Source organism: Virgibacillus sp. CM-4 (genome assembly GCF_000445495.1).
Classification (GTDB): domain Bacteria; phylum Bacillota; class Bacilli; order Bacillales; family Amphibacillaceae; genus Virgibacillus; species Virgibacillus salexigens.
Genome location: NZ_AUQA01000002.1, coordinates 237,687 through 260,473 on the forward strand (window position 1 = coordinate 237,687; position 22,787 = coordinate 260,473).

Below are 22,787 nucleotides of genomic sequence, written 5' to 3' on the forward strand. Positions count from 1 at the left end.
TTCTCCCTACCTTCCTACAAGCCCCATACTATTAATGATTTTATCCAGCATTTCATCCATTGCTGTCATACTTCTGGCAGCAGCATTGTAAGCATGTTGAAACTTAATCATATTCGACATTTCCTCATCTAATGAAACACTACTAACAGCCATTCGTTGTTCTTGTACCTGTGAAGTTAAAGTGGCTGTATTTTTAGTCATACGATTAGCCTCTTGCGCCTCTACCCCCATCTCACCAATGAGAGACTGATAAAAACTATTAATCGACGTATTCTCTCCCAAAGGAGAGCCCGTTAACTGCTTATCATCAAATACATCCGCTAAATGAAGTGCATTATCGCCTTGACCATCTGTATCATTCGTACTTGCTGCTATTAAATCAGGGTGATCTAGTATGTCTTGGTTCACCACAATTCCTGCTGCTCCAGCTTTTCCTTCCTTATATTCAAAAAATGAAATACCTGTTGTACCGTCTAATCCTTGTCCACTTTGATGTACTTGGTTAAACGCTTCAATAAAAGCATTTGCCATTGTATCAAGATCTTCTAACATTTCTGTATACGTTCCTTCGATCTCTCCAGTTGCTTTGAAATCATGACCATAGGAATCAATTAATCCCTTTAGTGAACCATTAGAATGAAGTATATTAATAGGCTGCCCATTCACACTGACACCTTCAACAGCTGAATTCGGCTCTTCACCGTAACTTACAGATAATTCATTTACTTTGCCTTCACCATTATTTCCATCAAGTAATGTAACAGGTGGAGTAAATGAATTTCCTTTATCATCAATAACTTCTATCGTCGCCAAACCAGTTGCAATTTCGGGTGAACTTTCCCCGCTTTTCGAGTAACTCACCTTAATGTTCATCATGCCGGAAAGTTGATCGATTAAACGATCTCTTTCATCATATAAATCATTCGGCAAATAGCCGTGAGGCTCTAATTCCTTAATCTGATTATTGATATTATTAATTTGGCGCAATACAGAATTCGCGTCTTTAACACTTACATCAATCTGTTCCTTTAAATCTGAACGAATCGACGATAAGGAATCGGATAGGTAATTAAACGTTTCAGCAACCATCTGACCACGATTAGCAACCACTGTCCTTGCACCAGCATCATCCGGGTTAACTGCTAAATCTTGCAATGAATTCCAGAATTGGTCCATTGTATAAGAAAGCCCACTCTCCGACGGTTCATTCATGATACTCTCCATTCGGCTTAATGCATTCGATTTTGTTGACCAATAACCCGCTTTACTATTTTCCGCTCGATATTGATAATCTAAAAATTGATCTCGTATTCGTTGTACCGACCCAGCTTCTACTCCTGTACCCATCTGACCAGGAATTTGTGGACGATTTCTTGAAGCAGAAGGGTATGGATTCATTGTTTCAAAATTAACCCGTTGCCTTGTATATCCCTCCGTATTCGCATTGGAAATATTATGACCAGTTGTATAAAGTGCTGACTGTTGTGCAAATAATGCTTGTTTTGCCATTTCTAATCCGTGAAAGGTACTCATGTCTTACCTCCTGATTTACCTAGAATATTTACGCTTTTGAATCAAAGACGGATCTTTTAATGGAACCCGTAGACTCTGTTGCTGATCCCCCATAATTCATTTGACTTAAAGATGGGTTTAGAAGATCCATAGAAAGCTGAATAAATTGCATCGACTGATTAATTAGTGCCATATTTAACTGTTCTTGTTGTTTTAATGTTGTAATAGCTTCTGTCAATTGGTTCGTCGCTGCTGTTAACTCTTTTCTCGTTTCATCACAATTAATCGCTTCAACTAATCTTGTGATGGTTGGCTCTATATTAAGACGTTGGGATTCGAACCAGTCTGCTACAACAAGCTGACGGCCCTCTTCTGCTTTTTCTATTTTTCGTATTTGTTTTCGCTCATTAACTAAAACTTGCTGTAACTTTTCTAAATTCCCTGATTTAACTGCCTCTGTCTTTTGATTAGAAATAGCAATTAGTTCTTGATGTAGAGTGACTAATGTAAGCAATAACGCTTTAATCTTTTCTATAGACAAGTAAATCCCCCCTTACTGACTTACTATTACGATTCTTTTCCAGACCAATAATCCATCATTTTTTCAGCCGTTTTCTCGTAATTGATCCTATACTCTCCACTTTCCACTGCTTCTTTTATTTTCGCGACATGAGCTTCTCTTATAGGATTGGATTTCTCTTCTTCCTGTAGCTGCTTCGCTTGCTTAGAAATTTCCAGCTGATCTTGTCGCATTGCTTGCTTGGATTCTATTTGTTTTTGTAAATGCTGTTTATACGGATTAAAATTTGTTTGATTTGGTCCATTAATTTTCATTCGCATTCACCTCGTTAATAGCTCGTTTATATTCCCGTGCTTTTGATTCTATATTTATATCGACCAATCTTAAGAAATTGTTAAACGATTTATGAATCAAACATATAATATGTCTTTCTCTTTTCCATGCTTTGATTTGTTCGTTTTTCCTGTTCCTCAAATGATTCCAAGTCCCTCCTTAACGCTTCCGAACATTGCTTGCATACATTCCCAGAAGAAATTGGTTTCTTACAATGCGTACAAGGATATGTTAAATTGGGAAACGATGCTGGATGAAGTCGTCCTTCTTTTATGAATTTAATGATCAGTTGTTCTTCTACACCAGTTTCATCAACGATTTCTTCTAAGGTTGCTTGCCTGTTCTGTTGTTTACGTAAAAACGAAGAAACAGTTTGAAAACTAGCTTCTTCTTCCTTATAACAGTTGAAGCAAACGTTTCGAATTCCCTTGACAAATAAGCGGTCACATCTTGTGCAATTTGCTAATTCAGACATGAATTTCCCTCATTTCTTTAAAGTTTAACACACTATTTTATCCTCGGATAAGTGTAAATGCATAAACTTCCGGACAACCATATTCTGTTAATTTGTTTGATGCATGCCTTAACGTACTCCCCGTTGTATATATATCATCGACAAGAATAACGGGTTTGTTAATAGCTATTTTCAAGGAAAACGGATTGGTTGTATTTATTCGTTGCTTTCGTGTTTTCTTTGATTGTTTTTCACTATCTTTTCTCTCTAAAGCTGGCATGATCTTCATTGGCAGAAAACCAGCAAGCATTTCTGCTTGGTTGAATCCTCGTTCGCTTAACCTATCCCTACTAATAGGAATAGGAACGATCACTGCATGTTTTTTTATAAAGTTGAATCGCTTTTTGAAAGAATACACCATATCTCCTCTAAACGCATTCCCTAAATAAGCATCCCCACGATACTTCCATCGACTAACCATCTTCTGCATCATCTCATTATACGTAAATATAGAATAATTAAATTGCAGTGTATTTTGATGAGCTTTCCAATTGGAACAGTCTGTACAAAGCGCTGCTTTACAATTTTTACTACATTTTAAACAGCGCTTATCTTCCAATTGGATTAAACGCAGATTACATTCTTCACACAGTGATTTACGTTTGGGAAGAATCAGACTACCCCATGACAGTTCTTGTATAATAAATTGTCCACACCAAAGGCACTGCATTTAAAAGCCCCCTCGTTTGTTCATTGTTTTTATTAATTGAATCGCTGCATTCATTGCCTTGGTCTTTCCATCGTGAAAAAAAACTACTTCTCCTGTTGGATCAGATGCACTTCTACCTGCTCTTCCAGCAATTTGTACAAGTGCTGCCTTATCAAAAACATGATGTCCTGCATCGATGACTACTACATCTACAGAAGGAAATGTTACACCTCGCTCTAGTATTGTCGTTGTCAGTAGAACCTTGACTTTTCCATTCCGAAAGTGATTAACCTTGCTCGCGCGATCTTGATCCGATGCATGAACTGCGGCGATTTGTTCATGACTAGAAATCATACGATAACACTTACACAAACCGGTTATCTTAGGTACTAATCTCTCTGTTAACTCAATCGTAGGAAGGAAGATAAGCAGTTGTCGTCCTTTTCTTTCTCTTTTCTGTAACCATTGTGAAAAAGCTCGGGGTAAATTGTTTTTACTAAGATCTTTTCGTAAGGGAAAACACATTTTTAATGAAGGAACTGGTAGTGGGTATCCGTGGAATCGTTTGGCTACGAAAATATGAGGTAAGCGCTTTGCCGTTAGTTCAAATTGTTGTTTACGTCGAGGGGTTGCAGTTAAATAAATAGTTGTACTTTTCAGCTTGGTAGCACGTTTGGCAACATAAGGAAGAGACGGATCGGCATGGAATGGGAACGCATCCAATTCGTCAATAATCATGACATCAAAAGCTTGGTCAAAACGTATTAATTGATGCGTAGTTGAAATAATAATTTGACTAGTTCCAGTTTTATCTTTACTCTCGCCATAGAGTCCTTGTATATCAATAGAAGAAAAGGCTGTTTGCATACGGGGAACTAATTCACGAACAACATCTGCTCTAGGAGTAGCTATACATATTCTTTTCCCTAGACGGAGTGCCTCTTCGATTCCATGAAAAAGCATCTCTGTCTTTCCTGCTCCACAAACTGCCCAGATGAGAAGTTGTTTTTGGTTTTGAACAGCTTGGACTACTTCGTTTGCTGCCACAGTTTGAGCAGAGGTAAGCTTTCCTTCCCATGTACATGCTGCTTTATGTTTTTTCCAAATTGGTTGTTTTCCATTCCAGCGATAGAGAGGTTTACTTTCAGTAACTTTTCCCATTTCAATACATTTACGACAATAATAATCGACCGTATAGTTGTCGTAATAGACTGTTTTAGCAAAAAGCGACTTTCGCTGATTTCCACATCGCTGACATATTCGAATAAACATGTTTTTTATAACAATAGATGGAACAGGAAGAATGAGATTTTGAGAAAGGTATGTTTGAAATTGAGATTCTTGAAGAGGGATTTCATTTCGTAATAATAGTTTTCCAGAACAATACAACTTTACATGTTCCATAGAAGAAATACAATCTTTTTCCAGGTGGCATCAACTCCTTTTAATATGTACTGCCGGATTTCCCAGCAGTACGTTGCTTTCATTATTTTCTATACCATGCAATTCCTAGGGCTCCTTCACCTAAATGCGTACCTATAACCGGACCAAAATAACTGATAGAAGTATCCATTTCCGAATATTTCTCTAGGAAGGAAGATTGTAATTCAATAGCTGCATCTTTTCTATTTGCATGAATAAAAACTACCTTTAAATTATTTCCTTTCGCAGCGTCCTCTTCAAGTAAGCCAAGAATGCGATTAATAGCTTTTTTCTTTGTACGAATCTTTTCATAGGGGACAATTACCTTATTAACAAAATGTAATATAGGTTTTACCTGTAATAGACTTCCAACAATAGCTTGGGCACCATTTAGCCGTCCACCTCGTTGTAAGTTACTTAAATCATCTACCATGAAATAAGCACACAACGATTCTTTCATTTGATCGAGCCGTTGAAAAATTTCTTCAGGTTCTTTCCCCATTTGAATCATTTCAACCGCTTCTAGCACATAAAACCCTTGTGCCATACAGCTTATTTCTGAATCATACGTATAAACATCAATTCCATCTACCATCGTACCAGCACTAGCAACAGCCTGATAGGTACCACTAATGCCACTCGATAGATGAATCGAGATGACAGCATCATAATCCTTAGCTAATGCTTCTAATTTTTTTGTAATATATCCAATGGAAGGTTGAGATGTTTTCGGCAGGTCTTTTGATTCTTTTAATTTTCGGTAAAATTCGGTTGTTGTTATATCGATTTCCTCTTGATATGATTCCTCTTCAAATTGGACACTCAGTGGTACCATATGAATTTCGTATTGATCACGAATTTCTTTGGTTATATATGCTGTGCTGTCAGTCATTACAGCAACTTTCATGTAAACCTTCTCCTCTTTCTTAAGCATTAAAGATAAAGCTTTCACTTTTATAAGTACATAGACATGTTTATTTTACATGAACACGAAAAAAAATGCATTAATAAGATGATGCATATCATAAAAAATACTCTAAGATATGAAATCTTAGAGTATAGTATCTATCATATTTATAAGGAACAAGAACGAGAACCATAACAATCAAAAGAAATAGTTGTTAGACTACTTCCACCCATCCTTTACGTATAGCTGAAACAACAGCCTGTGTACGATCATTAACATTCATTTTTTGTAAGATGTTGCTAACATGGTTTTTCACCGTTTTTTCACTAATATAAAGTGTTTCTGCTACAGCACGGTTACTCTTTCCATCTGCTAATAATTGCAACACTTGACATTCTCTTTTTGTTAATAGATGTAATGGTTTACGGTATTCAATCCCATTCTCTGAAATATTCGATGAATTCTCTTTAGCTAATCGACGATATTCCATTACTAAATTATGTGTTACTTTAGGATGTAGGTAAGAACCTCCATCACTCACTACCTTAATTGCATCAATTAATGCATCTGAATCCATCTCTTTTAATAGATATCCTTGTGCACCTGTTTTTAAAGCGTGGGTTACATAGCTTTCATCATCATGGATGGAGAGAATGATTACATTTGTATTAGGAAAGTAACGAACAAGATCAGATGTAGCTTGAACGCCGTTCATATTTGGCATGTTTATATCCATTAAAACAACGTCTGGGTTATTTTCTTTAACTAACTTAGCAGCTACTGTTCCATCGTCCCCCTCAGCTACAACTTCAAAGCTAGGTTCGAAGTCTAATATTCTTTTAACACCTTCACGAAAAAGCTTATGGTCGTCAATTAAAACAATACTTATTTTTCTTTCTGTATTCATTCTACATGTTCCTCCTACATCATATATTCTATTTATTTACCCTAGTAGTTTACTATGATAGAACAGTTCTTTATCTATATTTTATAAAATCTTATAAGGTAGTTAGTACTTTTATTTTACCTATTATACCTTTAAGAAGGCACATAGGGAACCTTAATTAATATAGTTGTACCTTTTCCAATACTAGAATTAATCTCCATTGTCCCTTCTAGCATCTCTACACGTTCACGCATACCAATTAAACCAAAAGATTTATCACGTTTCATCCCAGGATCGAATCCTTTGCCATTGTCCTTAATCACCATGGTTAAATTATTCTTACCTATTTCAAGTTTAACTTGAATTAATGAAGCTTCTGCATGTTTTACAGCATTTTGTAAAGCTTCTTGAACTAGCCGAAAAAATGCGATTTCATATTTTTGGTTTAAACGCATTTCTTCACCCATTGAGTTAAATTCAATCTTGAGATCATGATAATCAGAAATGGTCGCGACATATTTTTTTATCGTTGGGATTAATCCTAGATCGTCTAAGGCCATTGGTCTGAGATCATAAATAATCCTCCGAACTTCATACAATGAAGAGCGAATCATTTTTCGTACACTCTTTATTTCACTTAATGCTTGATCCACTTCTCGTTTCCGGAAAGTACGTTCTACTATTTCAGACCGTAATAATATATTAGCAAGCATCTGTGCTGGTCCATCGTGAATTTCCCTAGATATTTTTCTACGCTCTTCTTCTTGGGCTTCGATAATTTTCAAACCAAATTCTTGCTTTTCTTTTGCTTCTTCAATCATTTCATTCACTTGGCGGAAATCATCATGTAAATAATTTAGTACAACGGAAATTTTTCCAGCTAATCCTTCTGCTCTCTCAATCGTTTGACTTAAAGAAATTAATCGTCGCTCTAAATCATCTCGTTTTTCACGCAGTACACTTTCTTCTTGACGCAGAACCGCTAATTTTGTTTGCATGGCATGAGTCATCTCATAAACTTCTCGGATCTCATTTTCAGAATAGCGATCAAAATATTTACTAACTTCGGCTAATCGTTGCCTGGAAAATCTGACTTTTTGCTCTAGCTGGTCTCCATCATCAATATGTTGCGCTACTTTGACCTTTGTCTCTTTTAATTCTTTGATGAGGTGCTCGTGCTCTTGTCTAGCTTCTTCACTTATATTAAAAATCTCGTCTTTACTGTTTTCTACTACTTCTATCATTTCGTTAATGATAAAATCTAATGCTCTATCACTAATTCTCTGCGCCATTTCTTCCACCAACCTATGTTATAATTATACGCAACTATTCATATTTTTTATAGGGTCTTTTAGCATACTTACGGATTAATTATAATGAACCTTTTTACTCAATTATATTAACTTTTTAGTTCTAATTCTATCATGCTTGATAAAAGGGAGAGAATGCAAGTTGTTAGATAACTACTTCACTGTAAAAAAACAAGGGAATGATGAAATCATTATCCAGAAATCGCGATTTATAGGCTATGTTAAACGAGTAGAAACAGAACAAGAAGCTCAAGCATTTATTCAGGGGATTAAAAAAAAGCATCACGATGCAACTCATAACTGTTCTGCCTATTTAATCGGTGAGCATGACCAAATTCAAAAAGCGAACGACGATGGCGAGCCAAGTGGTACTGCAGGTGTTCCTATTTTAGAGGTGCTGAAGAAACAGCAATTAAAAGATACTGTCGTAGTCGTAACACGTTACTTTGGCGGGATTAAACTTGGTGCAGGTGGATTAATTCGGGCTTATGGAAATACCACTACACAAGCAATCAAAACAACAGGTGTTATCCAACGACAACGCATGCAGGGTTTTTCAATAACTGTTGATTATACTTTATCTGGAAAACTAGAACATGCTTTACGTCAGTCCGAGCATATCGTTGAAACAATCAATTATAGTGATAAAGTTGAATTTATTGTCTATGTAACTATTGGGGAAGAACATACGTTTAAAGAAATGATCATTGAACTTACAAGTGATCAAGCAACTATTCAAAACACAGATACAACGTATATTGAAATAGACAGAGCGACGTAAAAGATGTTGAGATATAACCTAAACGAATAGCTCTAAATCTGAAATAGACCGTGCTTTTCCCGAGCACGGTCTCAACTGACTCGGTATCGGGTAAGTATAACCACTCATCCGTGTGGATGATCACAACCAAAGGGTTCCCACTGGAGCCAAGCCTTTTTCACTTGCTATAATTTACGACAACGCTATTCGTTAGGAATTAAAAAACGAACAATCCGAACTACCTGCCAAATATACTCGTATATGCAGATAAATCGTTCGGATTATTCTTTATCTAAACTACCTTTGACTTGCTTTTCGGTTGTAAAAAATTATAAAGATGAACACGCAGCTACATCCGCTATTATTCGTACATTTGGATGCCTATTAAGGATAGAGGCAGGGAAATCTTCCGATACTTCACCGTCCATCAACCTTGCAAGTGCTGCTGCTTTACTTTCTCCGGAGACTAATAAAATAATTTCGTTGCTTTCCATGATTGTTTCAATCCCCATCGTGATTGCCTGCTCAGGAACTTCATTAATGGATGAGAAGAAGCGTGCATTGGCTTCACGAGTAGAATCATCTAAATCAACAACATGGGTTCTACTTGAAAATGGAGTTCCTGGTTCATTGAATCCAATATGACCGTTTAAACCAAGTCCAAGAATTTGTATATCTACATTTCCCGTTTGTTGGATAAGCGACTCGTAATCTGAAGCTTCTTGCTTGAGATCAGGAGCATTCCCGTTTGGCAGGTGTGTTTGTTCACGCGGAATACCTATGTGTTTAAATAATTTTTCATTCATATAGTAATCATAGCTATTTTTATCAGCTTTGGGCAGTCCAACATATTCATCTAGGTTAAATGTATGTACATGGTTAAATGAAGCTTCATCATTTTGATAAGATCTTATTAAATGTTGGTATAAACCTTCCGGCGTTGATCCAGTGGCTAATCCTAACACCGGTAATGATGTATGATTTATTTTTTCAATGATAAATGAACATGCCCGTTCACTCATTTCATCATAATTGCTAACTTTTAATAATTCCATCCTTTGTATCCTCCTTATAAGCGACTACTCCTCGGCAAATGGTATACTTTATTGATAAGTTATCATCAACTAATAAAATATCTGCATCCTTTCCGATTGCTATACTACCTTTTGATTCGTACATATGAATTTGCTTAGCTGGGTTCTTCGCCGTCATTTCAATAATATTGTCAATAGTAACATCACTAAAATGAAGCATTTGTTGGGCACCTTCATACATCTTCAGGATACTTCCAGCTAAAGTTCCGTTTGCTAATAATGCTCGATCAGAAGTAACATTAACAGGTTGTCCACCTAATTCATATCCACCTGGAGGCAAGCACTTTGCCCGCATCGCATCTGTGATTAAAATAAGTCTTTCACTGCCCATATTTTGATAAATCATTTGCAGCATTTCATCCGTAACATGAATTCCATCTGCTATAAATTCTGCACGTAAGTCTTCGAGTTTAAACGCAGCACCTACTGCCCCAATATCCCGATGATGTATTCCATTCATTGCATTACACAAATGAGTAAGTTGACTGACGCCATACTCAACGGCCTTTTTTATTGTGTCAAAACCTGCATTTGTATGTCCCGCTGAAACATTTATCCCAGCATCTGCTAGTCTTTTTATAAATACTCCTTCCGGATCCAGCTCTGGTGCCATTGTAATTGTTTTAATGCAGTTTCCAGATATAGCTTGCCATCTTTCAAAGACATCTTCATTCGGTTCAACAATATATTCCATTGGCTGTGCCCCAGCCTTTTTCTTTTCTATAAATGGTCCTTCTAAGTGCACACCAATTATTTCTGCCTGACCAGCTTTACTCGAATATTGGGCAACATTTCGTAACGCTTGATCTATATTTTCCGGTGACTGCGTAATCGTTGTTGCTAAAAAGCTCGTCGTACCTTCTTTAGGCAGTACAGAAGCCATTGTATCTAACGCTTCCTCTGTAGCATCCATTACGTCTGCACCATTCGCACCATGAATATGACCATCAATGAATCCTGGAATCGCATTTAATTTGTTCCCATCTATAATCTGCACATGATCTGGTAAACTTTTTGGCTGATTATCTGAATAATAAATAGCCTCTATTTTTCCATCCATTAGTAAAATGGAACCTGATTTCACCATTTCATTTTCCGCATAAATCGATATGTTTTTAATAAAAATAGGGATAGTCTGCACCATTTATAACAACCAACCTTTCCTTCACTTTCATTAAAGTAGCACAACCAACAGGGAATGTCTAATAAACGTGAAATACACTGACTTTATTTTCTCCATCATTCACTTCCATAACAATGCTTTTACGTAAAGCTTTTTTTAACAAGGTCTATTTTACCATAATTTATGGATATAAAAAGCAGTGTTTTCTATGTAGAAAGAAAACACTGCTTTTATTAATCCGCGAATGACTGCTGTTGCGGAAGCTTCGTTAATTGGTTATTGCCAAGTTCATGAACTAACGCTTTCACCATTTCTTCGGAAGTTTGTATTTTATGATTTTCTGTTTCTTGAATTACTTTTCTTAGCAAGTTCTTATACTTCTCTTGCTCGCCCATTATATTCCCGCCCTTTACCTTTTCATTAAATTATAGATAAATAGCACTATAACATAAAACAAGACAATGATCTGTCGAACGATGTCGTATTTTTGAAAATTTAACGATATTTTAATAAAACATACGTAAATGATGCCTTTTTTCTGACCCATATGTCGATTTTTAAATTTAAACAAAAACCACCGAAGTTCTTTCTCCCTCTCCTCTATCCTATGCAAGAACCGAAGAAAATGGTAACGGAGAGCGCCTAAAGTCTTTAATAGTTCTTTTTCAAATCATAAAAAAGCCACAAGCATTTAGCCGTGGCAATCAATTTTTATTTATTCTCCATTTGTTAAATTCCAGATATTCTTTGAACTGTTCCTTTGACACTCCAGACTCCATTGCCTCTTGAACAATTTCAAGCCACTCATCGTCCAATTCCTCATGATGCTTTTTAGAATTTTCTTTTATTAACTCATTTACGGAGACGCCTAGGACTTTGCTAATCTTTTCGATAAACTGGATCGATGGATTAATTTGTATACTGCGTTCAATTGAGCTTAAATAAGATTTAGCAACTCCAGCCTTTTCAGCTAATTCTGAAATAGACATATTCTGGTTTTTCCGTAATTTTTTTATTTTTTCACCGATCAAGTTCTCACCCTCTTTCAAGTCGGATTATACCATAAATCAGGTGAGATATACTATAACCATTTCTCGTTCAAGGTCAGGTATTCTTTCCTTTACGCGTATGACGTAAAAATAATTGGATATCTGTTATAGGTATCCCCATACTTTTGGCCTGTTTTATTAATTCTACCCACTCTGAATCTAACGATACTTGCTTCATCAACGTTATCATCCCCCAATTAATATCCAGGAAGTCCAGCCATCATAACATGTATGTTTTAGATCTGTGACTTTGCGCCCGTACCTTTCAGCACGTTTGCCTTTTTCTGTCCACCTTTCTTTATGACTATCATACTATATTAAGTGTATGTAATCTCTAGCTTGTTTTGTCATAATTCAACTAGTTTTGTAACGTTGAATTTAAAAATTGAGACTACTTGTCGAGTTTTTGTACAACTATAGCTTTGATGATACATTCATTCTTTTCATCATCCTTATTATAAGATATAAAAACCCGCCGATAGCAATGAATATAAAGCCAAGTGTTACATAAAGAAATATATTTGTCGCTGTATTTGGAAGCGTTCCTCCGTCATTATTCCCATTATTATCACTATTAACTTTGCCTACGATATGTTGTTCATCCGTGCTATTCCCTTCCCCTTCTGCTATAAATACAAGTGAAAATGTAGTATTCAATGCTTGATAGTTATTTCCAAGGTGTTCAGGAAAGCGTACCGTAAATGTTACCTCTTGTTGATCCGAAGGGGACAAATCTTGAAATGTTAATTGTTTAAATTCATGTAATTTCCCTTCATAAAATACTTTATTTCCACTATTCACATGAATGTCTAATTGATTAAAAAGTTTCTCAGAGCCTTTATTTTTAAGCACAACCGAATAATCAAATGAGTTAGCACCATTATTAGTCACTTCAACAGTACGAGGAGCCCAATCCCCTGGTTTCATATTTTCAATATCAAATAGTATCTTATTTGGGGTAATTTCCATCGATAACGAATCATCAGCATAAGCGATGAACTGTCGATGTATTCCAAACCATGTAAGAACAAAAGTGAGTATTAACAACAAAAGAACTTTATACCTCATCTTATCTACCTCGCCTATTCATGCCTACTGCTGCTTAACTTCGGCATTATCCGATTTTTTGGTATCTTCCAGTTGGGCCAATGCTCTCCAAATCGAAAATCCTGAATAAACTAACAACAACACTCCTGGAAGAATTAATAATAAAATACTCCCATTCGGCGATTGTGCAAAATCGATAAAATAACCAAGATAAGGAATTGTAAATCCATGGTAAATCCCTACGACATTCTCTGCCAAAACTGGACTTGTATCCACTGCGTTATTATTATCTCCTTTGGTTCTATAAACGACACCGTTTTTTGTTACCGTTACCTCTGTTATGCGGTGGGTCACTAATTTATTATCTTCCTCCATAAATGTAATAATATCTTTGTCTTGGAAATTAGAACCATCTTCTACCATTTTAATAGCAATAATAGAGCCTGTTTGGATCCCCGGCTCCATGGATCCAGATAGCACGGTTTTCAACTGATAGCCAAATAGTTCTGGTTCACCGCCTGTTATTTTAGTAACGGTTACGATACCTGCAACAGTTATCAACATGATAAATAATATGGCTGTTATGATATGATTAGACCATTTAAACCATGTTTTACTTCTCATTAATCTTCCTCCTTATTTGCCTCTTTTTCTTTTAAATCTGCTGCCTCACTGGGTTGTTTTCCTTGGTTTTGAATTTTCTTATCATTTGATGTTTCAGCTTGTTTCTCTGGAGAGGTTGGCTGTTGTTCAGTTGAAGGGTTTGATTTTGAGTCCTGTTCTTTTTCATTTCCTTTTTCTTCAATTGGGTTCTCCGTACTAGATTTATCTTTGTCGATTTCCTTTTTTCTTTCTTGTGACTCCCCGTGCTGATCGCTTTTTTCCTGGCACTGCACGATTATTTTCTCACTCCACGTTGTTTGACCATCCGCTTGTATAACTGAAAATTGGTAAATCCCTGGACGACTTACAGTTACAGTTAGCTCAGTTACCTCTGTACGCTTTAAGGCCGTAACACTGCCTTTGTCTTTCTCAAGATTCACTCTTTCACCATGTTTTCTGGGAGTCCCTTGTTCAGCATAAAATACGTTATACGTTGCCGATTTCAACATATCCCCCTGGCCATCATTCCTTATTTTTGTCTTTAACATGGTCGAGTCACATGATTTGTTTTTTTGCGTATGGGAATTGATAAATGTCAGCAAAACGTTATTTTGTGGTTCTGGTGTTTTTTCCCAATTGTCTAATTCTATAATTCCGCTCATTTTCTCCCTATCATTAAAATGGGCCGTTGTGCTTGAAGTCATGTAGCTTCCTAGAAAAATAATAAAATAACATAAGAGAACAATCTTAAGGATGAGATACCAGCCAAAAAATTTTTTCTTATATTTATTTAATCTACTTCTTCTCATGACGCCCTTCCCACCTTTTTTCTTTGCCATTTTTGTGTCATATATTTAAACGGATAACATAATTGTTTTACGTTTAAATATATGACACATCGGAGGGAACAGAACTTTCCCTCCGCTATTAATCTGGTTTTATTGGACATTTGACTTTCCCTCTCGCTGTTTTGCCTCGAATATCCATGTCAATTCTATAGAATCCCTTTGGAAATGATTCTGATTTCCTTCATTATCCACAAATGTACAACGAATCGAGAACTTCTCTTGATTCCCCCCGGTTGGAAATGCATCTAATATAGGAAAGGGCTTCTTCTTCAAATCAGATAATTTCTTTTGAAAAACAACCTTTTCTTTCCCTTTCACATGATGTAGTAGTTCGACATGTATATAATCAGCAAGATTATCCCCATTGTTATTCTCACTTTTATCAATAACTTTATAGTCGGTAAGAAATTGTATTTCTCTCATGTCAATCGTTCCATCATTGGTTAAGGTAAAGTCACTTTCCATCGTGTCACCGGGTACAATATCTTTCATTTGAATAATCGATTGCTTATTGATTCCTAATTCCAATAATCCTGTTGCGAACGTATTCATTGTCTCTTCCTGATCATTGAAATACGAATAAGTTCCTCCACTAATTAAACTCACTCCAAGTAATGCTGTTGCCATGCTCATTGCCATTTTTTGTTTTAATGACATGCCATTGCCTCACTTTCTAATTAATGCTGTTGTGTGGAAGAAGTATGTAGAGGAAGTATGAAGCATAGCTTCTCTTCCTCTACAACTACTTTAACGCCGTTCTCCATCCGTCTGTTCTGCTTCTAGATGAAATTGAACATCTAATCCCGCTCCTTGTAAGAAGTTCTGATCCTCTCCATTATCAACAAAGGTTATTTTAATACGAATGGTATCATCGGTTCCCGTTGGAATTCCTTCCCCTTCCCTTACAAATGGCCACCATATCCAAAAACCTGGTGTAATATCGAGTTGATCCATTGTTTCTAATTCAGCAATAGTTTTTCCACTTAAATCATTAATTGGTTTTCCATCACTTGTTAGAAAATCCACTCGTAAATGATCTTTAAATTCGTCTGTTCCAGATGCTGAGGTGTTCATTAGTACTTTCCCAATATTTAATGTCCCTTCATTTGCCATATGAAAAGAACGAGTCATATAGTCGCCTGGTTTTAAATTTTCAATATCAAATGCAATGGTCGGATCAACCCCTAAATCTAAGGTTCCTGCAGCAAATGTATTATCAACCACTTCTTGATCACTGAAATATGCAAACGTACCTCCGCCAATTAATCCAATTCCTAACACAGCAGTAGCAATACCCATTCCCAGTTTCTTTTTAAAATTCATTTTTTTCCTCCTCTATCATAAAATATAAAATAAAAGCAAATATCATATTTCTTCATAAAACTCCCCCGCTATCCTCCCTTTTCAATTTAATATGTTGTTCTCTTATACGGTCATATCGTTTTTTATAACGAACAACACTTGCAGTATAGGTCATTTTTCTTAGATTGAAAACATTGAAAAACAAGCTTTATTTCTATATAACGAACAAAATACTTTTAATAACTCCTATTTACTTAAATTTAATAAGTTTTTTATTTTTTTGTTCTTTACTAAGATCGGAATAGAAATCTACGGCGCTTTTTTTATTTCAACCATTTCAGCTTTTATTCCATGTATGTTTTTTATATACTTAAAGAAAATGTGTAAGGAGTATCTCTATGAAAAAATTTGCCTTGCTGCTTATTTCAATTGGTTTTGTTTTTTTATGTTTTGGCGGCTATCAATGGTATACGACAGAAAAACAGCAGGAGGCATCTTTAACAAAGGCTAAAGATTTAGTGAAACAACCTAATTCAAGTACAACAAGTTTAGAGAAAGACAATATTAAAAAGGCTTTTACACCTGCAAAAGGAGAAACAGCTGGAATCTTACATATACCAAAATTAGAAGCCGACTTACCTATTGTTGAAGGAACGGATGAAGACGAACTAGAAAAAGGTGTTGGCCATTATGAGGGGACTGCTTACCCTAAACAAAAAGACCAAATTGTATTATCTGGTCATCGGGATACCGTATTTCGAAGAATGGGTGAACTAACGGTTGGGGATCATTTAACAATACAAGTACCCTATGGTGATTTCACCTATAGAATTACAGATACCAAAGTAGTTGATGCAGATAATCGTTCTATTATCATGTCAACAGCTCCCAAGGAAGTACTAACCTTGACTACGTGTTATCCATTTTCTTACGTCGGAAATGCCCCTGATCGTTATATTATTACTGCAATACCAATAAACAATTAATAGTTGTGAAATAAGACATAGACGAATATCACTATTTTCGATATAATTTACCAATGAATTATTTTTATTTTCAAACATTGCTGTCACTAAGTTAATAAAGAGGTGAATCAATTGAAGTCACGAGTCGAAAAACATAAAAAAAAACGTAGGTGGCCAATTTGGCTTGGTGGTATTGTACTTGCATTCATTATAGTCATTGGTGGCTTCTTATTTTATGTTTGGGATCAAATTGGCGATACCGTTGAATCCATGCATAACCCACTTGAAAGAGATAAGGACCCAGAACAACAGCAAGAATTAGAAGCTGTCTTTAATAATACAGAATCAGTAAATATTCTACTGCTTGGTGTTGATGAAAGATCTGGTGATAAGGGAAGATCTGATACGATGATGCTTTTATCCCTTAATCCGAATACAAATGCGATTAAAATGCTAAGTATTCCTAGAGATACTTATGTAACGATTCCTGGACGAGGTAAAGATAAAATTAACCATGCATATGCATTTGGTGGTGTTGAACTTTCAGTAGAAACCGTAGAAGATAATCTAGATATTCCCATCCATTATTATGCACAGGTCAATATGGAAGGCTTTAAACAAGGTATCGATGCACTCGGAGGCGTTACAGTAACTAATGATACTGCATTTTCTCAAGGTGGATCTCAGTTTCCTGTGGGGGAAGTTCAGTTAAATGGGGAACAAGCTCTTGACTATATTCGCATGCGCAAAGATGATCCACGTGGGGATTTAGGCAGAAACGAACGGCAACGAAGTGTCATTACAGCAGCAATTAATAAAGGCGCTCGTTTTTCCAGCATTACAAAAGTAGGGGATATCCTTACTATTCTAGGTGATAATGTCCAAACAAACCTTGATATGGATGACATGCAAACACTATTTAGTAATTATCGTGGAACAAGAAAAAATATCACTTCTATGGAGATAGAAGGTAATGGGCAACGCTTTGGTCAGCCAGAACGGTGGTATTACGTCGTATCTGATTCAGAATTCAATCGTATTACAACAGAGATTAAAGAGCATATGAATGAAAAATAGCTTCATATAGATAAAAACGTGGTAAAACATGGATGAATCATTCATCCATGTTGCTTCACGTTCATATGATTGATAATTGATGTGATTATGTTATGAAATAGGGGGTCATTATGAGAAAATTATTCGCAAGTTTCTTCGTTCTTTTTGTTGGCTTGCTTGTTGGATGTTCAGAGGACGAGGCTACACCAAATGATCGTTTCGAAACGTATGTAAACCATTGGAACGAACAGGAGTTTGATTCCATGTATAAAATGCTTCACTCCGATGCAGCCGACACGTATTCAACTGAAGAATATGTGGACAGGTATAATAAAATATATGGAGATTTAAATGTCTCGAAGCTTAACGTAGAATTTGATAAATTAAGTGAAGAAGCCATCGATACAGCAATGGATGAAGGAAAAGTAACAATTCCCTTTCATGTGAGCATGGAAACCATTGCTGGGCCAATATCCTTTGACTATAAAGCGAATCTTATTCAACAGGGAGAAGATGAAAATAAAAATTGGTATATTGCATGGAACCCTGGCTTTATCTTTCCAGAAATGAAAAATGGTGGAGAAATTTCTATTCAGTCAACTGCCCCAGCTCGCGGAGAGATTCGTGATCGTAATAATATGCCTTTAGCAATGAACGACACCATTTATGAAATTGGAATTATACCGGAAAAGTTAGGTGAAAACTCTGAACAAAATAAGAAAAAGATAGCAGAACTACTCGGCACTTCAGTGGAGGCAATCGATGAAAAACTAAATGCAAGTTGGGTAGAGCCAAATTTATTTGTACCAATTGCAAAAATCCCCAAAACCGAAGAAGCACTTTGGAATAAGCTAGTAGAGATCAATGGGATTACTAGACAAGAATCTACTGGACGTATCTATCCAGGTGGGGAAGCTGTTGGATCTTTAGTAGGTTATATTGGACAAATTACAGCTGAAGAACTGAAAGAGCAAGAACCTGGAGAATATGCAGCATCCGATGTCATTGGCAAACGGGGATTAGAAGAATTATATGAAGATCGTTTACGAGGAAAAAAAGGAAATAAGATTGTTGTAAGCAAAGATGGAAAAGAAACAGTACTTGCAGAGACAGAAGTTAAAGATGGTGAGAATGTTAAGCTCACAATCGATATTAATGTTCAAGAGAAAATATATCAAACATTAGATGGGGATATGGCAAGTGCGACTGTCCTTGATCCTAAAACAGGTGAAACGCTTGGATTAGTAAGCAGTCCATCATTTGATCCTAACGAAATTCTCTACGGAACAACACCTAACCTGTGGCAAAAGTTAGAAGATGATGAACGTAATCCATTACTTAATCGTTTCTATTCTACGTATGCCCCTGGATCTGTTATGAAGCCAATCACAGCTGCAATTGGCCTTAAAAATGGCTCCATTGATCCAGAAGAAGGATTAAAAATTAATGGATTGACATGGAGTAATGGAGAAGGTTGGGGAGAGTATGAGGTTACTAGAGTATCCGAATCGAATGGTCCGGTCGACTTACATGACGCGCTTGTGCGATCAGATAATATTTACTTTGCCATGCAGGCAGTTCATATGGGATCTGAAGCTTATGTAACAGGTTTGAAAGACTTTGGTATTGGCGAAGATATTCCATACGAATATCCTATTACAGCTTCAACGATTTCATCCTCTGGAAATTTAGATGATGAAGTATTGCTTGCAAACACGAGTTATGGACAAGGCGAAATCGAAATGAGTTCCTTACATCTTGCTGCTGCTTATACCACCTTTATAAATAGTGGAGATATGATTAAACCAACATTTCTTGCTGATGAGGAAAAGTCACAAATATGGAAAGAAGATTTATTAACTTCGGAACAAGCGAAACGGATAAGTAGTGATTTACGAGATGTAGTAGAAAATGGAACAGCAGCATCTTATGCAGATGAAGCCAACTTTGATCTATCCGGAAAAACCGGTACTGCTGAGTTAAAACTAACTACAGAAGGGGAAGGGGAAGAAAATGGTTGGTTTGTTGGTTATCCAACAAAAGAACAAGATATTTTAATTTCGATGATGATTGAGGAAACAAAGGAACGCAGTGGAAGTGGTCATACTACTAAAAAAGCGATAGAAATTTTAAACAAATTGAAAGACTAGTTTAGCACAAAGCAAAAAGGAACTCTCTTACTTGAGAGTTCCTTTTTGCTTTGCTTCTTTAAAGTAATTTAAGTAACTCATTAAATGCATGTTCATCTTTATTATCTAGCGCTTTATCAATTAATCGCTTCACATTCCATTGTTCTAATTGGTCAATGATTAAATCGTTTGTATAATTAGAGGCGTAGGCAGCTGTTTTAATAGCGTAATCTCTATTTGCTAAAATGATATTCAGCTCTTTTACAAAGCTAGGCATGTGTAATAAATAGGATAAATTTAAATAGATGGTCTCTGTTCGATGTCCAAAGGCAAATAGAGTTCGAGCATTCTCAAGTGCTAACGTTTTTTGATTGATAATTATTTCCTTTCCTGCTGATGGAACATAGGTAAAAGTTTTACCATTATAATTAAAGGAAAAATCGATGTTTCTTATGTTAACATAAAGATAATCTTGATCGAATTTAATACTATTTGGCCTACTACTTTTAGCATATCGCATTTTACTGCCTCCTTATTAAAATCGATTTATTTTGTTCTTAGATAAGAACATCTAATGACAGTATAAACGATTATTCTGCAAATTCAAACAACCAAATACGGGTTTATTGACTTAATAAAGAACAATTAGTTAGAAATACTAGAATATTCTCAATTTAGCGCAAAATAACTACTTTTTTACTACAAGAGGATATATACCTAGATAAGCAACTTAAAATAATGTATAAGGCGATTTAGCAAACATAAAAGAGGTCCGCATGTATCGCGGAACCTCTCTCAATTTAATTCCATTTGTTCTGCTTCGCTAAATACGCGTGATCTTGTTAAAAACCGTTTTCCTTCTGGTCCTTCAAGTGAAAACATCCCGCCTCTACCATCAACTGCATCTATGATCAGCTGTGTGTGTTGCCAATACGCATATTGATCTTTAGAAATGTAAAAAGGGGTTTCCCCTATACTGCCTAATAATACATCAGATTCCCCTACTCTAAATTCATCTCGTGGGTAGCACATTGGTGAACTGCCATCACAGCAACCTCCAGATTGGTGGAACATTAAATCACCATGAACTGCTTTTAATTTTTCTATTAAATCAAGGGCTTCATCTGTTGCTGTTACTCGTTTAATCACATTATCACCCCTTCATTAAAGTTAAAATAATCCATCCGGCTGTTCACTATAACTTACTAATAAATTCTTCGTTTGTTGATAATGTCCAAGCATCATTAAATGATTCTCTCTTCCAATTCCTGATTTTTTATAGCCACCAAATGCAGCGTGCGCAGGATATTGGTGATAGCAATTTGTCCATACTCGCCCAGCTTCAATACCTCGTCCAAATCGATAAGCAGTATTCATGTCACGCGTCCATACACCGGCACCTAGGCCATACAAGGTATCATTAGCAATTGACATGGCTTCTTCTTTATCTTTAAAAGTTGCGACCGATAATACCGGGCCAAATATCTCTTCTTGGAAAACACGCATATTATTTTCACCTTTAAAGATAGTTGGTTCCACATAATAACCATTTTCTAGCTCTTCATCTTCTAGCTTATTCACATTCCCACCAATTAAAACATCAGCACCCTCTTGTTTACCAATATCAAGATAGGATTGGATTTTTTCCATTTGCTCTTGGGATGCCTGAGCTCCCATCATTGTGTTCGTATCAAGCGGATGACCAATCTTAATTTGTTTTACTCGCTCAATCGCACGTTCCATGAATTCGTCATAAATGGATTCATGGACGAGTGCACGTGATGGGCATGTACAGACTTCACCTTGGTTCAAGGCAAACATGACAAAACCTTCTATTGCTTTATCTAAGAAACCATCATCTTTGGCCATAACATCTTCAAAGAAGATATTTGGAGATTTACCCCCAAGTTCCAGAGTTACAGGTATGATGTTTTCCGAAGCATATTGCATAATTAGGCGCCCTGTTGTTGTTTCACCAGTAAAGGCAATTTTAGCAATTCTACTATTCGATGCTAGTGGTTTCCCTGCCTCTACTCCAAAGCCATTGATGACATTCACGACTCCATCAGGTATGAGATCCTTTATTAAATCCAGCCAAACATGAATCGATGCTGGAGTCTGTTCTGCGGGTTTCAATACCACACAATTTCCTGCTGCTAACGCTGGTGCAAGCTTCCATGTTGCCATAAGTAATGGAAAATTCCATGGAATAATTTGCCCAACTACCCCAAGTGGTTCATGGAAATGGTAGGCAACCGTATCATGATCGATTTGGCTGACTCCACCTTCTTGGGCACGAATTACACCAGCAAAATAACGGAAATGATCGATTGCAAGTGGAATATCTGCTGCTAAGGCTTCTCTTACTGCCTTTCCATTGTCCCATGATTCAGCTACTGCTAGCTTCTCTAAATTTTCTTCCATACGATCAGCAATTCTATTTAACATCAATGCCCGTTCTGTTACGGAGGTTTTTCCCCATGATTCTTTTGCTTCGTGTGCAGCATCCAAAGCTGCCTCTACATCTTCTTTTGTAGATCTTGCCATTTCGCAAAATACCTTTCCCGTAACCGGGCTCACATTCTCAAAGTATTTCCCATTTGCAGGTGGACGATATTCTCCACCAATAAAGTTATCATACTTTTCCTTGAAGTCTACCACAGCACCTGCTGTGTTCGGATTTGCATATTTCATATATGATTTCTCCTCCTTTTCCAAAGCTCACTTATGGTGAGATCTAGTATGAACCTCTATAAAA

Annotated in this window: 26 protein-coding genes and 1 riboswitch; of the genes, 4 read left to right on the forward strand and 22 right to left on the reverse strand. The window is 36.3% G+C overall.

All coding sequences use genetic code 11. From position 1 onward, the window contains the following. Positions 1–6 precede the first annotated feature (6 nt). The 9 genes from flgK to M948_RS25115 form a co-directional block, all read right to left on the reverse strand. Positions 7–1,533 (reverse strand): flagellar hook-associated protein FlgK, encoded by a 1,527-nt coding sequence (gene flgK, locus M948_RS25075; RefSeq protein WP_021289109.1) that lies wholly within the window; start codon positions 1,531–1,533, stop codon positions 7–9. A 28-nt stretch (positions 1,534–1,561) separates the two neighbouring features. Beyond that, a complete protein-coding gene (locus tag M948_RS25080; RefSeq protein ID WP_021289110.1) occupies positions 1,562–2,053 on the reverse strand; it encodes a flagellar protein FlgN in 492 nt (163 codons plus the stop codon). A 26-nt stretch (positions 2,054–2,079) separates the two neighbouring features. Then, positions 2,080–2,346, reverse strand: a complete 267-nt coding sequence (flgM, locus tag M948_RS25085) for a flagellar biosynthesis anti-sigma factor FlgM (RefSeq protein ID WP_021289111.1) — start codon at positions 2,344–2,346, stop codon at positions 2,080–2,082. Positions 2,347–2,435: 89 nt separating this feature from the next. Continuing rightward, positions 2,436–2,840, reverse strand: coding sequence for a TIGR03826 family flagellar region protein (locus M948_RS25090; protein WP_021289112.1), 405 nt, complete (start codon positions 2,838–2,840; stop codon positions 2,436–2,438). Between the two features lie 37 nt (positions 2,841–2,877). Then, on the reverse strand, positions 2,878–3,549 hold the full coding sequence (locus M948_RS25095; RefSeq protein ID WP_021289113.1) for a ComF family protein: 672 nt from the start codon (positions 3,547–3,549) through the stop codon (positions 2,878–2,880). After that, complete coding sequence (locus M948_RS25100) at positions 3,550–4,932, reverse strand: DEAD/DEAH box helicase (RefSeq protein ID WP_021289114.1); 1,383 nt, start codon at positions 4,930–4,932, stop codon at positions 3,550–3,552. Positions 4,933–5,014: 82 nt separating this feature from the next. Next, positions 5,015–5,857: a DegV family protein gene (locus tag M948_RS25105; RefSeq protein ID WP_021289115.1), complete on the reverse strand. Its 843-nt coding sequence runs from the start codon at positions 5,855–5,857 to the stop codon at positions 5,015–5,017. Between the two features lie 214 nt (positions 5,858–6,071). After that, positions 6,072–6,764 (reverse strand): response regulator, encoded by a 693-nt coding sequence (locus M948_RS25110; RefSeq protein WP_021289116.1) that lies wholly within the window; start codon positions 6,762–6,764, stop codon positions 6,072–6,074. Positions 6,765–6,895: 131 nt separating this feature from the next. Beyond that, positions 6,896–8,035, reverse strand: coding sequence for a sensor histidine kinase (locus tag M948_RS25115; protein ID WP_021289117.1), 1,140 nt, complete (start codon positions 8,033–8,035; stop codon positions 6,896–6,898). A gap of 160 nt (positions 8,036–8,195) precedes the next feature. Here M948_RS25115 and M948_RS25120 point away from each other — a divergent pair, with 160 nt between their 5' ends. Further along, a complete protein-coding gene (locus M948_RS25120; protein ID WP_021289118.1) occupies positions 8,196–8,834 on the forward strand; it encodes a YigZ family protein in 639 nt (212 codons plus the stop codon). Positions 8,835–9,142: 308 nt separating this feature from the next. On the opposite strand, the gene nagB is transcribed toward M948_RS25120, so the two are convergent. The 10 genes from nagB to M948_RS25160 all read right to left on the reverse strand — a co-directional run bounded on the left by nagB (position 9,143) and on the right by M948_RS25160 (position 15,900). Next, on the reverse strand, positions 9,143–9,868 hold the full coding sequence (gene nagB, locus M948_RS25125; RefSeq protein ID WP_021289119.1) for a glucosamine-6-phosphate deaminase: 726 nt from the start codon (positions 9,866–9,868) through the stop codon (positions 9,143–9,145). After that, positions 9,849–11,051, reverse strand: coding sequence for an N-acetylglucosamine-6-phosphate deacetylase (gene nagA / locus M948_RS25130; RefSeq protein ID WP_021289120.1), 1,203 nt, complete (start codon positions 11,049–11,051; stop codon positions 9,849–9,851). Before nagA ends, nagB begins: the two co-directional genes overlap by 20 nt. 212 nt (positions 11,052–11,263) lie before the next feature. Then, the gene (locus tag M948_RS43425; protein ID WP_021289121.1) at positions 11,264–11,425 is read right to left on the reverse strand and encodes a hypothetical protein; all 162 of its coding nucleotides are present in this window, start codon (positions 11,423–11,425) and stop codon (positions 11,264–11,266) included. Positions 11,426–11,734: 309 nt separating this feature from the next. Further along, the gene (locus M948_RS25135) at positions 11,735–12,061 is read right to left on the reverse strand and encodes a helix-turn-helix domain-containing protein (RefSeq protein ID WP_021289122.1); all 327 of its coding nucleotides are present in this window, start codon (positions 12,059–12,061) and stop codon (positions 11,735–11,737) included. A 73-nt stretch (positions 12,062–12,134) separates the two neighbouring features. Beyond that, on the reverse strand, positions 12,135–12,257 hold the full coding sequence (locus M948_RS43115; protein WP_148530708.1) for an anti-repressor SinI family protein: 123 nt from the start codon (positions 12,255–12,257) through the stop codon (positions 12,135–12,137). A gap of 26 nt (positions 12,258–12,283) precedes the next feature. Then, positions 12,284–12,368: riboswitch (cyclic di-GMP riboswitch) on the reverse strand. A gap of 125 nt (positions 12,369–12,493) precedes the next feature. Then, a complete protein-coding gene (locus M948_RS25140; RefSeq protein WP_041203035.1) occupies positions 12,494–13,147 on the reverse strand; it encodes a hypothetical protein in 654 nt (217 codons plus the stop codon). Between the two features lie 24 nt (positions 13,148–13,171). Beyond that, positions 13,172–13,750 (reverse strand): signal peptidase I SipW, encoded by a 579-nt coding sequence (sipW, locus tag M948_RS25145; RefSeq protein ID WP_021289125.1) that lies wholly within the window; start codon positions 13,748–13,750, stop codon positions 13,172–13,174. Continuing rightward, positions 13,750–14,538: an amyloid fiber anchoring/assembly protein TapA gene (gene tapA, locus M948_RS25150; protein ID WP_021289126.1), complete on the reverse strand. Its 789-nt coding sequence runs from the start codon at positions 14,536–14,538 to the stop codon at positions 13,750–13,752. The genes sipW and tapA overlap by 1 nt, the downstream gene beginning before the upstream one ends. Before the next feature lie 129 nt (positions 14,539–14,667). After that, a complete protein-coding gene (locus tag M948_RS25155; protein WP_021289128.1) occupies positions 14,668–15,234 on the reverse strand; it encodes a TasA family protein in 567 nt (188 codons plus the stop codon). 90 nt (positions 15,235–15,324) lie between these two features. Next, complete coding sequence (locus tag M948_RS25160; RefSeq protein WP_021289129.1) at positions 15,325–15,900, reverse strand: TasA family protein; 576 nt, start codon at positions 15,898–15,900, stop codon at positions 15,325–15,327. A 377-nt stretch (positions 15,901–16,277) separates the two neighbouring features. Between M948_RS25160 and M948_RS25165 the strand changes: the two genes are divergently transcribed. From M948_RS25165 to M948_RS25175, 3 genes are all read left to right on the forward strand, one after another. Further along, complete coding sequence (locus M948_RS25165; protein ID WP_021289130.1) at positions 16,278–16,865, forward strand: class D sortase; 588 nt, start codon at positions 16,278–16,280, stop codon at positions 16,863–16,865. Between the two features lie 111 nt (positions 16,866–16,976). Then, positions 16,977–17,921 carry an LCP family glycopolymer transferase gene (locus M948_RS25170; RefSeq protein WP_021289131.1) on the forward strand — a complete coding sequence of 315 codons (945 nt, stop codon included), beginning with the start codon at positions 16,977–16,979 and terminating at the stop codon, positions 17,919–17,921. Between the two features lie 110 nt (positions 17,922–18,031). After that, positions 18,032–20,050, forward strand: coding sequence for a penicillin-binding transpeptidase domain-containing protein (locus M948_RS25175; RefSeq protein WP_021289132.1), 2,019 nt, complete (start codon positions 18,032–18,034; stop codon positions 20,048–20,050). Positions 20,051–20,108: 58 nt separating this feature from the next. Here the strand turns inward: M948_RS25175 and M948_RS25180 are convergent, their stop codons facing one another. The 3 genes from M948_RS25180 to M948_RS25190 all read right to left on the reverse strand — a co-directional run bounded on the left by M948_RS25180 (position 20,109) and on the right by M948_RS25190 (position 22,723). Further along, positions 20,109–20,549: an IDEAL domain-containing protein gene (locus M948_RS25180; RefSeq protein WP_021289133.1), complete on the reverse strand. Its 441-nt coding sequence runs from the start codon at positions 20,547–20,549 to the stop codon at positions 20,109–20,111. Positions 20,550–20,824: 275 nt separating this feature from the next. Next, positions 20,825–21,178: a DUF779 domain-containing protein gene (locus M948_RS25185; protein WP_021289134.1), complete on the reverse strand. Its 354-nt coding sequence runs from the start codon at positions 21,176–21,178 to the stop codon at positions 20,825–20,827. Positions 21,179–21,199: 21 nt separating this feature from the next. After that, the gene (locus tag M948_RS25190; RefSeq protein WP_021289135.1) at positions 21,200–22,723 is read right to left on the reverse strand and encodes an acetaldehyde dehydrogenase ExaC; all 1,524 of its coding nucleotides are present in this window, start codon (positions 22,721–22,723) and stop codon (positions 21,200–21,202) included. Positions 22,724–22,787 lie beyond the last annotated feature (64 nt).